Consider the following 14,310-nt stretch of genomic DNA (forward strand, 5'->3'; position numbering starts at 1 on the left):
GACCCTACGCGTACACCGGCAGGTGAGGTTCTGGCCCACCCGCAGCGACGACACCCGCACTCCCGATAACGTGGCGCCATGGGTGTACTGGGCAAGGCCGAGCTTGAGGCCATGATCGATGAGGCCACCGTCGACGCCTACGGCGAGGACGAGGAGCTGACGGGCCTGTTCACCATGATCGAGGAGCACCTCGCGGTGCCGTTCAGCACGACGGTCCTCGGAGTCGAGGTGACCGTGCGCGGCATCGACCTCACGCTGGACGGCCGGATCGTCGCAGTGTGCTCTCGCGGCCCCGTCCGACAGAAGATCGAGATCCTGGAGCTGCCGATGCCGACACCTGCCCCGGACGGTGCCGAGTGGGTCGAGGCCTACCGGCACTGGGCCGGCTGACGTCGAGCAGCTCGTACGTCACTTCGGAACTGGCTTGTACGGAAAGGCAGAACGTGGCGATCGCCGTACCGGACGCGGATCGTGGCAGTAGTGAGCGTTCGCTCGCTGATCTCATCGAACGCAGCGCCGAGTTGAAGGGCGAGCTGGTCACCTTCGGGCGGAGCGCGCACTTCGACCGGTGGTTGACTCCGGCCCTGCTGGAGGCAGCCGGCCCCGAGCGGCGGCTGGAGGAGAGCGAAGCGATCCGGATCACCGACCACTTCATCCTGCGGTACCGCCTGCCGGACGGCTCGACCGTGGTGGACCGGTTCGTCGCCGCACGGCGGGACCTGTCCGACGTCGACCGGGAGATGCTGCTCGGCTGGCGTGACCCGGTCGAGGGCATCTTCGAGATCCGGCGCAAGGAAGGGGATGCCGTCGTCCTGCTGAACCTGGTCGACGACCTGGAGTACCGCACGTACTCGAACGTCGGGCGGGCGGCTTTCCGCGGAGTGTCCAAAGGAGAGTTCCTTCTCACCTGCCTGGTGCCCGTTTACTCGGCCGACGGGGCGTGGCTGATCTCCGGAGCGATGTCGTCCTATCCGAAGTCCAGCGCCACCGAGATCGCCCGGGCCGCGCTCCAACTGGCCACCAGCCAACCCGAACTGGTCTTCCGCAACCCCGAGAAGATCGCGCAGGGATGGCGCTCGATGCGGGAGGACCGGGCCGCGTTCATCGAGTTCTGCGGCAGCGACGAACTGATCCTTCCCCCTGCCGAAGTCGAGGACCGGCTCAACGCCTACTACCGGCACCGGCAGGAGGCGGCCGTCGCCGGGCATCCCGACCGAGCCCGGGGCAGGCGGCTCCCCGGCCTGGCTTTCCCGGCCTTCGAACTACCGCGAGGACTCGCGGAATCGGACACAGTCGGCGTTGTCTACGACGAAGTCGACGGGCTCAACTTCTACCCCGACTACGGGATGCTGCGAGATCTCTTCGCGGATCCCGCCCTCACGGGCCGCAGGCAGCACCAGGACCTGCTGCGCGTGTACCTGCGCGAGGAGTCGATCGCGCCACTGCCGATCCGTCGCCTGGCCGCCGCCCACCCGGAGACAGTCGACACGGTTTTCCGGAAGCTGCTGCGGAAACCCGGATTCACCTGGAGCGAGCACGGCGAGGAGCTGCTGCGCCGACGCAAGCCCTGGTACTACGAGAACGAGCCCCGCCCCGGCGTCTCCGTGATCGGCGAGCGCCTCAGCGAGCTTGCTGCGGGCGGCCGACGGCGAAGTTTCACGAGAGCGCGACGCGCCTAAGGTAGGCGCCGGCAGTCAGCCCCCCATGTACGGGATCGCTTTCTCGGTCAAATCGATGATTGCCTGGTCGACGGGACTCTGAGGAACAGTCGGACCCGCTCATCTCAATTCGATGGCAATGCATCCAACCTGGTGCGGGATGTCGGCGATGCCTGGTATTAACTGTGTGCATCCTTCACATAAACCACCTGGCTGGCGGGCTTGAGCAGGTGGCGTGTCCGGCCTACGGAGGTATTGCCGAGCATGCAGGACCGGTCGACATCGCGTTCCGTGCCCACCAAGCCCGGCGACCCAGGCCTGGACCGGCTGAAGACAGTGCTGGGGAGTTGGCGGAACTCGCTGCTCGACATGGGCGGGCGCAATCGATTGCTCAACTTCCGGCACACAAGGTCGTCCACTCTCGAACTGCTGTCCCCGGATGTCTCCGCCGTGCTGGCCGGGCTGGCCAAGGGGTGGGACTTCGCGCCGGTCGACGATGAGGCCGCGGCGGAGGAATCGGCGGTGCGCGTACCAGCCGACGCGGTCCCCGGACTGGTCACGCAGAAGGCCACTCAGAGGTCGCTCGACGGCGCACTCCACCAACTGCGCGGCAAGTCCCAGCAGATGTTCAACGACTACGGCCTGTGGGTGCTCTGGCTCGGCGTCGGGATGCTGGACTGGTGTGAGGACGGGGCGAGCGAGACGAGTTCGGCACCCCTGCTGCTCGTTCCCGTCGAACTGCGCCGGGACGGTCGAGGACGGGTCCAGCTCTGGCTGGGGGAGGACCAGGACAGGATCCACAACCCGGCGCTTTCGGTGCGGCTTGAGCGCATGGGCATCGACTGGAGCCCCGTGACCGTCACCGAGGTGGGCGATCCGGGTGCCGTGCTGGCCGAGGCACGGCGAATCGCCGCTGAGCGCGAGGGCTGGCAGGTCGAGGAGCGGCTGGTCCTCGGCTTGTTCGCCTCGTACAAGGAGGCGATGTACCAGGACCTCCAGCAGAACGAGGCCCAGATCCTCGCCCACCCTCTGGTGCGGTCTGTCGCGCTGGGTCCGGACTCCGGCCTGCCCCCCGAACTGATCGACTTCACACCGGCGGACCTGGACCGAATCGACGAGCTTCAGCTCCCCGAGCGGACGCCGCTGGTCCTGGACGCCGATGCCTCGCAGCGCCAGTGCATCGCCGCCGCACTGGAGGGTCGTTCATTCGTCATGAGCGGCCCGCCCGGTACGGGCAAGAGCCAGACCATTACCAACATGATCGCCGCCCTGATCCACGCGGGGCGCAGTGTCCTGTTCGTCAGTGAGAAGGCGGCGGCACTCGACGTGGTGCGGAACCGCCTGCGCGGCGTCGGCCTCGGCGACTTCGTGCTGTCCCTGCACAGCGGCGACACCTCCCGTAAAGCCGTGGCGGTGGAGCTCGCCAGGGTACTGACCACCGAGGCACGGGTGACGGGCGCGGCCGAGTACGAGCTGGACCGGGCCCGGCAACTGCGCGAGGAGCTGTCCGCCTACGCCGCGGCCATGAACCAGACCCGTGGGCCGCTCCAGCGGTCCCTGCACGACGTCCTCGGCCGGTTGGTTCTCCTGGAGCAAGCCGGTGCACCGCAGGTACCGCTGAACGCCGGGAACGTCGGCTCCGTGCGTGCGCTGGAAGCGGGGGCCCTCCAGGCCATGCTGGCCGCCGCCGAGGCCATCGGCCGGGCCTGGCGTCCGGTTGCCGAAGGCGAGTCGTTCGCATGGCGCGGGCTGATCGGGGCGGCGGCGCTGGCCGCCGCGGAGGAGGCCGCCGACGCGCTGACCAGCATCGGTGCGGCCTCCGCGTGCCGGCCGTTCGCGACGACCGTCCCGGAACCGCAGACGCCCGATGCGCTGCACCAGCTTGTTGGGGAGGTGCGAGCCGGTCTGCCGGACCGGGCTTCCAGCGCCGGCACCGCTCTGCCTTCCGCATGCTCCGCAGCGCTGGCTCAACTGGCCGGTCTTCTCGGGATGCCCGAGCCGGCCACACCCGGAGCCGCCTTCGCGCTCCTTGAGCTGGCCGATCTCGCCTCTGCGGCACACCGCCCGCTGCGGGAGTGGTTCGACGCCATGACCCTGCAGCAGGCGCAGCAGGCCGAGCAGGAGCTCGACGCCGCGATCACCGCAGCGGCGCACGCCCGCAGCGTCGCCGAGGACGTCTTCGGGGAGCAGGTCCTCACCGCCACCGAGCTGCCGCAGCTGGTCCGGCGCTTCGCGGAGGAGCACCGCGGTCTGATGGGCCGGTTCTCCGCCCAGTACAAGGCCGATCGGGCAGCCGTGAGCGAGCTCGTCCATGACGGGGTCCCGGCCCGGACGGGCATCGGGCGCCTGCCCCAGGCACTGGCCTGGTACTCGGCCTCAGTTGAGGTCGAACGGCTCGCCCGGCTCCACGGTGCGCTGCTGGGCCGGTACACGCCCCGTGTGCCGGGCGACCAGCCGGCGCTTCGTGGGGCGCTGGCCACCGCCGCCCGCATCGGTGAGTTGACCCACGGTGCCGAGTACCGGGACCGGTCGGTCGCGCAGCTCGCCGACGGGGCCCAGTCGAGCGAGCTGGCGCGAATCGCGGCCCGGGCCGCCCGGGAGGCGCTCACCGACTGGTGCGAGGCGACGCAGGAACGGGTCACTCGCTGGTCCAGGGCGTTCGCAGCGCTGCTTGGCCTCTTCGACAACTCGCGGCAGATCGAACTGTCGCTCCAGTTGTCGAGCTCGCTCGACCAGGCCCGGACGGTGGTGGACGCACTGCTCGCCGACCGGGACGGCCCCGAGGAGTGGCGGGCCTGCCGGGATGGCCTCGCCGTGCTGGCACGCCACGGCGCTGATGACCTGGTGGCCAGGACGGCCGAGCGCGGCGGGCTTCCCGGGCAGCTGCCCGATGTCGTCGAGCAGGCCGTGCTCAAGGTTTGGGCGGACGACGTACTGTCGACCGATCCCCGGCTCCGTACCACCCGCTCGGCCGACCTGGATGCCAGGGTCGCGGACTTCCGGGACGCCGACCGCCGGCTGGTCGCCGCCGCGGCCGGTGCCGTGATCGAGGCCTGCAACAAGCGCAGGCCGCGGCAGCTGGCGAGTGGAGCGGCCGCGGTGATCGTCCGGCAGGCCGAGCTGAAGACCCGCCACATGCCGGTGCGCGACCTGCTCGGACGGTCGCGGCAGGTCGTTCCCTCCGTCAAGCCGTGCTTCATGATGAGCCCGTTGACCGTCAGCCAGTACCTGCCGGCCGACTACCACTTCGACGTCGTCATCTTCGATGAGGCGTCGCAGGTGCGTCCGGGTGACGCGATCAACTGCATCTACCGCGGCGACTCCCTGGTTGTGGCGGGTGACGCCAAGCAGCTTCCTCCCACCTCGTTCTTCGACTCCTCCGTGGAGGAGGAATCCGACGAGTACGACGAGGACGTGCCGGACTCGTTCGAGTCGCTGCTGGACGCTTGCAAGGCCGGTGCCATGCGGGAGCTGCCGCTGCGGTGGCACTACCGCAGTCGACACGAGGATCTGATCACTTTCAGCAACCGCTCCTTCTACCAGAACTCCATGGTGACGTTCCCCGGAGCCGTGGAGGCGGGGAACGACGTTGGCGTCGAGTTCTTCGACGCTCAGGGCCGCTACGATCGGGGCGGCCGTCGCGACAACCGGACGGAGGCCGAGTTCGTCGCGCAGCGAGTGATCCACCACTTCGACACCCGCCCGGGTCGCACTCTCGGCGTGGTCGCGCTCTCCCAGGCCCAGGCGGCGGCGATCGACGAGGCCGTCCAGCAGGCGCGCCTGCGACGACCCGACCTGAACGGCCACTTCACTGAGGACCGGCTCGACGGCTTCTTCGTCAAGAATCTCGAATCGGTCCAGGGCGACGAGCGCGACGTGATGATCATGTCGATCGGATACGGGCCGGACGAGCACGGCAAGCCAGTCGGTCTGAACTTCGGTCCGATCAACAAGGACGGTGGCTGGCGCCGTCTGAACGTGGCGGTGACCCGGGCCCGGTACCGGATGGAGGTGATTGCCTCCTTCCGGAGTTCCCACCTGTCCGACAGCCCGAACCCGAGTGTCCAGCACCTGAAGCGATACCTCGACTACGCCGAGCACGGTCCGGCCGTCCTCGCCCGCGATCTCGTCCAGGAGCAGGCCGAACCGGACAGCCCGTTCGAGGAGTCCGTCCTACAGGTCCTGCGCGGCTGGGGCTACCAGGTGCAGCCACAGGTCGGTGTCGCCGGCTACCGGATCGACCTTGGCGTCCGCCGGCCGGACGCTCCTGGTGCGTACGCCCTCGGGATCGAGTGCGACGGCGCGATGTACCACTCTTCTCGGGTGGCACGCGACCGGGACCGCCTGCGTGAGGAGGTGCTTGCGGGGCTGGGCTGGCGGCTGCACCGGATCTGGGGGACGGACTGGTACCGAGGGCGCGCCGCGGCCGAGTCACGGCTGCGCGAGGCGGTGGAGCAGGCCGTCGTACTGGCGTCGCTGAATGCGCCGGCCCGGGGGGACCACTCGACTTCCGGTGTCGCGGCGACCGGTGCGCAGCCATCGGGCGAGCATCGAACGGAGGGGGCCCACCCGGACGGTCAGCGACTCGACCACGTTCCCCCGCAACCTCCGGCACCGGTCGAGCACGAGCGGGTGCCGGTCGCCGCCCCGGACCGCGAGTGGAGCGCGCCCTACGAGATCTACCAGGTCTCGGCCACCTCGTCGTACGACCTGCACACCCCGGAAGCCCGACCCGCCGTCGAACGCGTCCTGCTCGCGATCATCGAGCAGGAAGGGCCGATCCACGAGGAGATCCTGGTGCAGCGCGTGCGCGAGGCCTGGGGAGTCGGGCGGGCGGGTTCGCGCATCCGGGACAACATCCGTGTCGTACGCGACCGGTTGGTCCGATCGGGCCGAGCCACGCTGGACGGTGACTTCGTCGACCTGGTGCGTGATGGCGACCCGGCGGCGCGCCGTCCAGGGCGCCACGCGGCGCGGAAGCTCGTCCACGTCGCCCCCAGGGAACGGTGGCGTGCGCTGGTGGAGCTGGCCAACGAGTGCCCTGGTATGTCCCAGGACGAACTGGTGCGTCGGGCATGCGAGTTCTTCGGCTGGCAGCGGGTGACCAAGGAGACCCGGGCCGGTCTGGAGGCCGATATCGCGAACCTGCGTGCGCAGGGCGTCTTCGACGTGTCCTCCGGACACATCGCGACCACGGGACAGGAGGCGTGATCAGCTCTCCCGGTAGCGCGCGAAGACCCGGGCCCGCTCCTGCTCCCAAGTCCAGTCCGCTGCCGTGCGGTGGAACGGGGCTCCCTTGGCGAGCTCGAAGAACTGGCCGGCGGGCCTGCCGGTTGCCTTGAGGATCACGATGGCGGAGAGCATGGGATCACGGCCCTGACTGTCACTGCGGCAAGCGTCTCCCAGTAGGAGGCTGATGATCGGGCCGCGGTAGTGGACGCCATGCCCATTCGCCTTCAGCTCCTCGCTGAGGGACTTGTACCAGCCGTCGGAGCGGCCCTCCCGCGCCCAACGCCGGAGGATCTCCACCGTCTCGTCGAGCGCGGCCAGGTACTCGGCGTCGCCCTGCCTCATCCCAGCCCCCTGTGTCCGACAACTCGCCTACCCTACAGGCGGCTTCATGGTTGACTGCGGGCCATGCAGACAACGATCAAGTCTCCGTGGGGAGTCACCGGCTACGGTGCGGCAAGTGTGCAGGCCGCGCCGGATCTCGCCCGGATCCGGCTCGGCGTGGAACGGACCGAATCGACGCCGCAAGAGGCCTTCGCCGCCGCTCGCGCCGCGATATCCAACCTGCGCGAAGCAGTCCGGACGCATGATGTGCCGGATGCGCAGGTGTCGGCGTCACGGCTGGACCTCCAGACCGCGTGGAGCGGCTACGGTGCGGACCGGAAGTTCCTCGGCTACCGCTGCCAGGCCGCGTTCGCCATCGAGTACCACGACCTCGATTCCCTCGAACCGTTTCTGATCGCTGCGGTCGATGCCGGAGCGAACCAACTGGAAGGCGTTGACTTCGATGTGCGGAACAAGCCCGAGCTGAGAGCCAAGGCCCGCGAGAACGCCGTGCGCGCCGCCAGGGCGAAGGGCCGAGCTGTACGCCACGGCTGCGGGCGTCAGGCTGGGCGCGGTGGTCCACATCGAGGATGTCGATCCCGAGAGCATCGGTGCGGGCCGCTACCGGGGACACGGCGACCCGGCCAGTGTCTCGGAGGCGGACCTCGCGCCCGGCGCCGTGGTGGTCTCGGCTGCGGTGGTGCTGGGATTCGCGATCGCAGCCTCGTAGAGCTGGTGCTCGGCCGGATCGCCTCGATGACGGCGCAGGTCTCCTACGAGGACGAGAGCGGCATCCTGACCATCCGGAACGAGGTCCGCACGCGCGGCTGAGCGCCCGAGCGCCCGGGCCGGTGCGGGCGCAACCGCACCGGCCCGGACGCCAGCAGGCCCGTCGGCTCAGCCGTACAGCCCGGCGAGTTCCAGCTCGCGGAGCGCCCGGTAGTCGGCCTCCAGGGCGCCCGGGTCGTCGGTGTCGAGGTAGACGGTGCCCGGGCAGGTCGCCATGTCGACGGTCCGCGCCAGCGGGCTCCCGGCCGGACGGTGATCTCCGGGGGCCGTCGGGGTGAGGCGCTAGTCTGTCCGCCGCACCTGCATCTGATCATGCGTTAAACGGGGGTTCTTTCGTCATGTCTGCTTCCAGGAGGCTGCTCGCCGCCGCTCTGGTCACCACCGCCGCGTTCGCCCTGGCGGCCTGCGGCCCGGACGACTCGTCGGACCAGGGCGCGGGCGGCACCACCGCCACCGCCGCGCCCGCCACCGGCGGCGCCGCCTCGCCGACCGCCGCCCCCGCCACCGGCACGGCAAAGCCGGCCCCGACCGGCAAGCCCACCGACGGAGGCCCGGAGGGCTTCTGCACCAGCGCCCCGCTGCCCGCCGGGCAGAAGTGGATCATCCCGGTGAAGGGCACCAGCGCGACGACGCTGGCCTACAAGGACACCAAGGACGCCTGCGGCATCGACGACGTCAACTTCGAGGCGGTGGGCGCCGAGAAGACCGCGTCGTTCGCGCCCACCGCCAAGGGCCACCTCAAGTCCGTCGTGGCCGCGCCGAAGGACGTCAACGCGGCCGACCTGGCGAAGCACATCAACGAGTGCATCGCCACCCCGGGCAACCAGAAGGGCTCGTACCCCTGCTCGGCCGGCGCCTACAAGGTGGCGATCGACGCTTCCGGCAAGGTCGTCGAGATGTGGGAGCGTCCGAGCTCCTGACGCGACGTCGGGTGCGGCGCCGGGGCGCTCACTGCACGGTGAGCGACTCGGCGCCGTTGGCGCAGCCGAGCTTCTCGGCGGCGCGCTTGGCGAAGCCGGTGACGAGCTCGGTCAGGTGTTCCCGGTCAGGGATGTTCTCCCTGGGGAAGTCGCGTCCGAACCTGACAGCGGCCCGGTAGGACGTCGTAGGCCCATGGGTTCAGCATCCGGTCGAACGCGGTCGCCCGATCAGACACGTCGATCGGTCCCCCTCCGTGCCGGCATGCCGAGCCGAGACCCCCGCTGGTAAAGGAATTGGCAGGTAAGTCTAAAGAGTTCGACAAGAGTACAGGTCGGTTCCGAGTCCGCGCCCCCTAGGGGAGATCCGGCCCGGTGTCATACCGCAGGAGCAGGAGGGTTCGTCATTCACGCTCATGGCCCTTGCGGCGCAAGACCGTTACGTTGAGCGTGTGTCCACTGCTGTCATCAAGACCGAGGGTCTGACCAAGAGGTTCCCCCGGGTCACCGCCCTCGACCAGCTGACCGTCGAGGTGCAGCCCGGGGTCGTCGGGCTGGTCGGGGCCAACGGGGCGGGCAAGTCCACCCTGATCAAGATCCTGCTCGGGCTCGCCCCGGCGACCTCCGGCCGCGGCGAGGTGCTCGGCCTGGACGTCGCCACCCAGGGCTCCGAGATCCGCGAGCGGGTCGGTTACATGCCGGAGCACGACTGTCTGCCACCGGACGTCTCCGCGACCGAGTTCGTGGTGCACATGGCCCGGATGGCGGGACTGCCCGCCACCGCCGCCCGTGAGCGCACCGCGGACACCCTGCGGCACGTCGGCCTGTACGAGGAGCGGTACCGCCCGATGGGCGGCTACTCGACCGGCATGAAGCAGCGGGTCAAGCTCGCCCAGGCGCTGGTGCACGACCCCAGGCTGGTGCTGCTGGACGAGCCGACCAACGGCCTCGATCCGGCCGGCCGGGACGAGATGCTGGGGCTGATCCGCCGGGTGCACACCGACTTCGGGATCTCGGTGCTGGTCACCACCCACCTGCTCGGCGAGCTGGAGCGCACCTGCGACCACCTGGTCGTCATCGACGGCGGCAAGCTGCTGCGCTCCTCCTCCACCGCCTCCTTCACCGAGGCGACGGCCGTCCTTGCGGTCGAGGTCACCGACGCCCCGGAGTACGCCGGCACCGAGCCCGGCACCGAGCCCGGCACCGAGGTCCGCGAACGCCTCGCCGCGGCTGGCCTCACCGTCCAGTCCGAGGGCTCGCACCTGCTGCTGGTCCGGCTGGCCGGTGAGAACACCTACGACATCATCCGCGACACCGTCGCCGAACTGGGCCTGGGCCTGGTCCGGTTGGAGCAGCGCCGCCACCGGGTCGCCGAACTCTTCACCGACACCCAGCAGGACCAGGACAGCAGGGGAGGGACGGACGATGCCGCAGCCTCCTGACACCAGGCCCGCCGACACCGGTGTCATCCACGACATCGGCTACCGCGGCTACACCGGCCCCCGGCTCGGCCGCGCCTACGCGACCCGCGCGCTCTTCACCCAGAGTCTGCGTGCCGCCTACGGCCTCGGCCGTTCCGGCAGGTCCAAGGTGCTGCCGATGCTGATGCTCGGCGTGGTCACCGTCCCCGCGGTGATCTTCGTGGCGGTCGCGCTCTCCATGAAGCGGGACGAACTCCCGGTCGAGTACGCCGGCTACCTCTCCAGCCTCGGCCTGGTGGTCTCGGTCTTCCTGGCCTCCCAGGCGCCGGTGCTGCTCTCCCGGGACCTCCGGTACCACACCGTCCCGCTCTACTTCTCCCGCCCGATCACCCGCACCGACTACGTCCGGGCCAAGTTCGCCGCCATGGCCTGCGCCCAACTCCTGCTGATGGCGGCACCGTTGCTGGTGCTGTACATCGGTGCGCTGCTCGGCGGGATGGACTTCGCGCACAACACCGGCCACTTCCTGTACGGCCTGGCGGCGGCCGCGCTGTACGCCCTGGTGCCGACCTCCGTCGCGCTGGTGATCGCGGCGAGCACCCCGCGCCGGGGCTTCGGGGTGGCGGCCATCATGGGCTACCTGGCGGTCAGTTCGGCGGTGGCCGCGATCGCGGTGGGCATCAGCAACCCGACTCCCGGCAGCTCGGACGCCGCCCAGTGGACCGCGCTGATCTCGCCCAACGGCCTGGTGGAGGCCGTGGTCAACGAGGTGTTCGACCTCGGCACCGGACTCGACCGCCGGCACGCCCCGGGCGGGCTGGGCCTGGTGGTGTTCGCGCTGGTCGCGGTGGCGATGGTGGTCGGCTCGTACCGCCTCCTGCTGCGCCGCTACAGCCGCGTCTGATTAACCGCAGTGTCTGAGCAGGAACGTCCGAGCAGGAACGTCTGAGAGGGCGGCATGGCCACCATCAGCATCGACAAGGTCTCCCGCTGGTTCGGGAACGTGGTCGCGGTCAACGACATCACCATGTCGATCGGCCCCGGCATCACCGGCCTGCTCGGGCCCAACGGCGCGGGCAAGTCCACCCTCATCCACATGATGAGCGGTTTCCTCGCCCCGTCCAGCGGCGCGGTCACCCTGGACGGCGCGCCGATCTGGCGCAACCAGCAGGTGTACCGGCAGATCGGTCTGGTCCCGGAACGGGAGTCGATGTACGACTACCTGACCGGCTGGGAGTTCGTCCTCGCCAACGCCGAGCTGCACGGCCTGCCCCAGCCCGGCGCCGCCGCCCGGCGCGCCCTGGACCTGGTCGAGATGGCCTCCGCCAAGGACCGCCGCACCGGGACGTACTCCAAGGGCATGAAGCAGCGGGTCAAGATGGCCTCGGCCCTCGTCCACGACCCGGCCGTGCTGCTGCTGGACGAGCCCTTCAACGGCATGGACCCGCGCCAGCGGCTCCAGCTGATGGAGCTGCTGCGCCGCTTCGGCGCGGACGGCCGGACGGTGCTGTTCTCCTCCCACATCCTGGAGGAGGTCGAGCAGCTGGCCCGGCACATCGAGGTCGTGGTGGCCGGGCGGCACGCCGCCTCGGGCGACTTCCGCCGGATCCGGCGGCTGATGACCGACCGCCCGCACCGCTACCTGGTCCGTTCCAGCGACGACCGCCGGCTCGCCGCCGCGCTGATCGCCGACGGCTCCACCACCGGCATCGAGGTGGACGAGCGGGAGCGGGCGCTGCGGATCGAGGCGGTGAACTTCCAGGGCTTCACCACCCTGCTGCCCCGGGTCGCCCGGGAGGCCGGCATCCGGCTCTACACCGTCTCCCCGGCGGACGAGTCGCTGGAGAGCGTCTTCTCGTACCTGGTCTCGGCATGAGCGAGCGGAGCGAGACCGGCGCTGGAGCCCTCCACCTGATCCACGTCACCAACCGGACCCAGGAAGGGGCCGACCGACCATGAACCCGACCGTCGCCAGGCTGACCCTGCGCGGCCTGCTCGGCCGCCGCCGCGGCGCCCTGCTGCTGGTGGCCCCGGCCCTGCTGCTGATCGTCTCGGCGATCGCCGCCGGGTCGAGCGGCGACGCCCACAACCTGACCGTGAAGATCCTCGGCCAGCTGGACCTCGGCACCCTCGTCCCGATCCTCGGCCTGGTGGTCGGCACCGGGGTGATCGCCACCGAGATCGACGACGGCTCGATCGTCTACCTGCTGGCCAAGCCGCTGCCGCGCCGGCAGATCGTCACCACCAAGCTGTCCGTCGCGATCGGCACCGTCTGGGTGTTCGCCGCCGTCCCGACGCTGGTCTCCGGGCTGCTGCTGTACGGCACGAAGGACGGCGTGGCGCTCGGCTACACCGTCGCGGTGCTGGTCTCCGGGGTCGCGTACAGCGCGCTGTTCCTGCTGCTCGGCGCGGTCACCCGGCACGCGGTGGTGGCCGGGCTGGCGTACGCGCTGATCTGGGAGTCGCTGATCGGCAACTTCGTCGAGGGCGCCCGGACGCTGAGCATCCAGCAGTGGGGCCGGGCGGTCGCCGAGGCGGTGGCCGGGGACACCGCGGTCGGCGCCGACGTCTCGTTCGGCGTGGCCGTGCCGCTGCTGCTGGTGGTCACCGTCGCGGCGGCCGTGCTGGCCTCGGTGAAGCTCGCCGGGCTGACCCTCGCCGCGGAGGAGTGATGGTTCAGAGGGTCCGGTTGCGCCCGGCGCCGAAGCCGGCCGCGCCGACCACCAGGACCAGCACCAGCATCAGCATCAGCGTGGCCTCCCAGCCGCCGGTGAGCTGGTGCAGCGCACCGGCGCCGACCGGGCCGGCCGCGGCGACCAGATAGCCGATCGCCTGGGACATCCCGCCCAGCTGGGCGGCGCCGGCCGCGGTGCCGGTGCGCAGCACGATGAACGCCAGGCCCAGGCCCAGCGAACCGCCCTGGGCCACGCCGAGGACGGCCGCCGACGCCCAGGCGGCGGAGACCGGCGCGACCAGCAGCATGGCGATGCCGAGTCCGTTCAGGGCCGCCATGGTCACCGCCAGGGCGCGCTGGTTGGTCATCCGGCCGGCCATCAGCGGCACCAGGAAGGCGCCGGCCACCTGCAGCAGGTTGGAGAAGGCGAAGACCAGGCCGGCCTGGCCACGGTCCATGCCGTGGTCGGCCAGGATGGTCGGCATCCAGGCGACCAGGATGTAGACCAGCAGCGACGAGATGCCCATGAACAGGCTGATCTGCCAGGCCAGCGGGGACTTCCAGATGCCCTCGATCGGCTTGCCCGGCTGGGTGGCCGCGGCCACCGCCGCCTTCTCCTGCCGGGAGCGCAGCACCTGCGGCAGCCAGGCCACCGCCGCGACCAGGGCGAGCAGCGACCAGGCGCCGAGCGAGGCCCGCCAGCCGCCGCCGAGCGCGTGCTCCAGCGGGACGGAGGTTCCGGCGGCGAGGGTCGCGCCGACCAGCATGGTGGTCGAGTAGACGCCGGTCATGGTCGCCGCGCGGTCCGGGAACTCCCGCTTGACCAGGCCCGGCATCGACACGTTCAGCACCGCGATGGCCACGCCGATCACCACGCAGCCCGCGTACAGCGCGTACACCGAGGGCAGCACCCGCAGCAGCACGCCCGCGCCCAGCACCAGCACCGCGCCGAGCACCACCCGTTCGGCGCCGAAGCGGCGGGTCAGCCGGGGGGTGAGCGGGGCGCCGACGCCCTGGAACAGCACCGGGACGGTGGTGATCAGCCCGCTCGCGGTGGTGGACAGCCCGAAGGTGCGCTGGATCTCGCCGACCATCGGGGAGATCGCGGCGAGGCAGGCGCGCATGTTCAGCGCGACCAGCACGATGCCGGTCAGCAGCAGGGCGGGGTGCGCCAGCCGGCTGCGGACGGGGAGCGGGGCGGGAGTGGTGACAACCGGCTGCTGGGCACGGGTGACGGCCATGGGTGTGCTGTTCTTTCGTGGATCAGGGGGCGGCGCGGGCACGACGGAGCGGGGCCC

At 70.5% G+C, this 14,310-nt stretch carries 11 protein-coding genes and 1 pseudogene; 10 read left to right on the forward strand and 2 right to left on the reverse strand.

The genetic code is table 11. From position 1 onward, the window contains the following. The first annotated feature begins 78 nt into the window (after positions 1 to 78). The 3 genes from ACGF12_RS21385 (at position 79) to ACGF12_RS21395 (ending at position 6,869) form a co-directional block, all read left to right on the forward strand. The gene (locus ACGF12_RS21385) at positions 79 to 390 is read left to right on the forward strand and encodes a hypothetical protein (protein ID WP_393032175.1); all 312 of its coding nucleotides are present in this window, start codon (positions 79 to 81) and stop codon (positions 388 to 390) included. Positions 391 to 443: 53 nt separating this feature from the next. After that, positions 444 to 1,679, forward strand: a complete 1,236-nt coding sequence (locus ACGF12_RS21390; RefSeq protein WP_393032178.1) for a hypothetical protein — start codon at positions 444 to 446, stop codon at positions 1,677 to 1,679. A 270-nt stretch (positions 1,680 to 1,949) separates the two neighbouring features. Then, on the forward strand, positions 1,950 to 6,869 hold the full coding sequence (locus ACGF12_RS21395; RefSeq protein ID WP_393032181.1) for a DUF3320 domain-containing protein: 4,920 nt from the start codon (positions 1,950 to 1,952) through the stop codon (positions 6,867 to 6,869). Here ACGF12_RS21395 and ACGF12_RS21400 read toward each other — a convergent pair whose 3' ends face one another. Continuing rightward, positions 6,870 to 7,232, reverse strand: a complete 363-nt coding sequence (locus ACGF12_RS21400; protein ID WP_393032184.1) for a hypothetical protein — start codon at positions 7,230 to 7,232, stop codon at positions 6,870 to 6,872. 63 nt (positions 7,233 to 7,295) lie between these two features. On the opposite strand from ACGF12_RS21400, the pseudogene ACGF12_RS21405 reads away from it, so the two are divergent. The 7 genes and pseudogenes from ACGF12_RS21405 to ACGF12_RS21435 form a co-directional block, all read left to right on the forward strand. Next, a pseudogene (locus ACGF12_RS21405) lies at positions 7,296 to 7,676 on the forward strand (SIMPL domain-containing protein); the annotation flags it as partial. Between the two features lie 109 nt (positions 7,677 to 7,785). Then, a complete protein-coding gene (locus ACGF12_RS21410) occupies positions 7,786 to 7,941 on the forward strand; it encodes a hypothetical protein (protein WP_393032290.1) in 156 nt (51 codons plus the stop codon). 397 nt (positions 7,942 to 8,338) lie between these two features. After that, a complete protein-coding gene (locus ACGF12_RS21415) occupies positions 8,339 to 8,920 on the forward strand; it encodes a hypothetical protein (protein WP_393032187.1) in 582 nt (193 codons plus the stop codon). A 413-nt stretch (positions 8,921 to 9,333) separates the two neighbouring features. Continuing rightward, complete coding sequence (locus ACGF12_RS21420; RefSeq protein ID WP_393032189.1) at positions 9,334 to 10,359, forward strand: ABC transporter ATP-binding protein; 1,026 nt, start codon at positions 9,334 to 9,336, stop codon at positions 10,357 to 10,359. Next, complete coding sequence (locus ACGF12_RS21425; protein ID WP_393032192.1) at positions 10,343 to 11,242, forward strand: ABC transporter permease; 900 nt, start codon at positions 10,343 to 10,345, stop codon at positions 11,240 to 11,242. Before ACGF12_RS21420 ends, ACGF12_RS21425 begins: the two co-directional genes overlap by 17 nt. Before the next feature lie 54 nt (positions 11,243 to 11,296). After that, positions 11,297 to 12,214 (forward strand): ABC transporter ATP-binding protein, encoded by a 918-nt coding sequence (locus ACGF12_RS21430; protein WP_387618980.1) that lies wholly within the window; start codon positions 11,297 to 11,299, stop codon positions 12,212 to 12,214. A gap of 79 nt (positions 12,215 to 12,293) precedes the next feature. Continuing rightward, a complete protein-coding gene (locus tag ACGF12_RS21435; RefSeq protein WP_393032196.1) occupies positions 12,294 to 13,010 on the forward strand; it encodes an ABC transporter permease in 717 nt (238 codons plus the stop codon). A 4-nt stretch (positions 13,011 to 13,014) separates the two neighbouring features. Here the strand turns inward: ACGF12_RS21435 and ACGF12_RS21440 are convergent, their stop codons facing one another. After that, complete coding sequence (locus ACGF12_RS21440; protein ID WP_393032199.1) at positions 13,015 to 14,253, reverse strand: CynX/NimT family MFS transporter; 1,239 nt, start codon at positions 14,251 to 14,253, stop codon at positions 13,015 to 13,017. Positions 14,254 to 14,310: the final 57 nt, after the last annotated feature.

The organism is Kitasatospora sp. NPDC048296, from assembly GCF_043201815.1.
In the GTDB taxonomy this organism is placed as follows: domain Bacteria; phylum Actinomycetota; class Actinomycetes; order Streptomycetales; family Streptomycetaceae; genus Kitasatospora.

Coding starts and splice junctions, on each gene's coding strand:
- ACGF12_RS21385 (WP_393032175.1), top strand. CDS start 79: ATGGGTGTACTGGGCAAGGCCGAGCTTGAGGCCATGATCGATGAGGCC.
- ACGF12_RS21400 (WP_393032184.1), bottom strand. CDS start 7,232: ATGAGGCAGGGCGACGCCGAGTACCTGGCCGCGCTCGACGAGACGGTG.
- ACGF12_RS21415 (WP_393032187.1), top strand. CDS start 8,339: ATGTCTGCTTCCAGGAGGCTGCTCGCCGCCGCTCTGGTCACCACCGCC.
- ACGF12_RS21420 (WP_393032189.1), top strand. CDS start 9,334: ATGGCCCTTGCGGCGCAAGACCGTTACGTTGAGCGTGTGTCCACTGCT.
- ACGF12_RS21425 (WP_393032192.1), top strand. CDS start 10,343: ATGCCGCAGCCTCCTGACACCAGGCCCGCCGACACCGGTGTCATCCAC.
- ACGF12_RS21430 (WP_387618980.1), top strand. CDS start 11,297: ATGGCCACCATCAGCATCGACAAGGTCTCCCGCTGGTTCGGGAACGTG.
- ACGF12_RS21435 (WP_393032196.1), top strand. CDS start 12,294: ATGAACCCGACCGTCGCCAGGCTGACCCTGCGCGGCCTGCTCGGCCGC.
- ACGF12_RS21440 (WP_393032199.1), bottom strand. CDS start 14,253: ATGGCCGTCACCCGTGCCCAGCAGCCGGTTGTCACCACTCCCGCCCCG.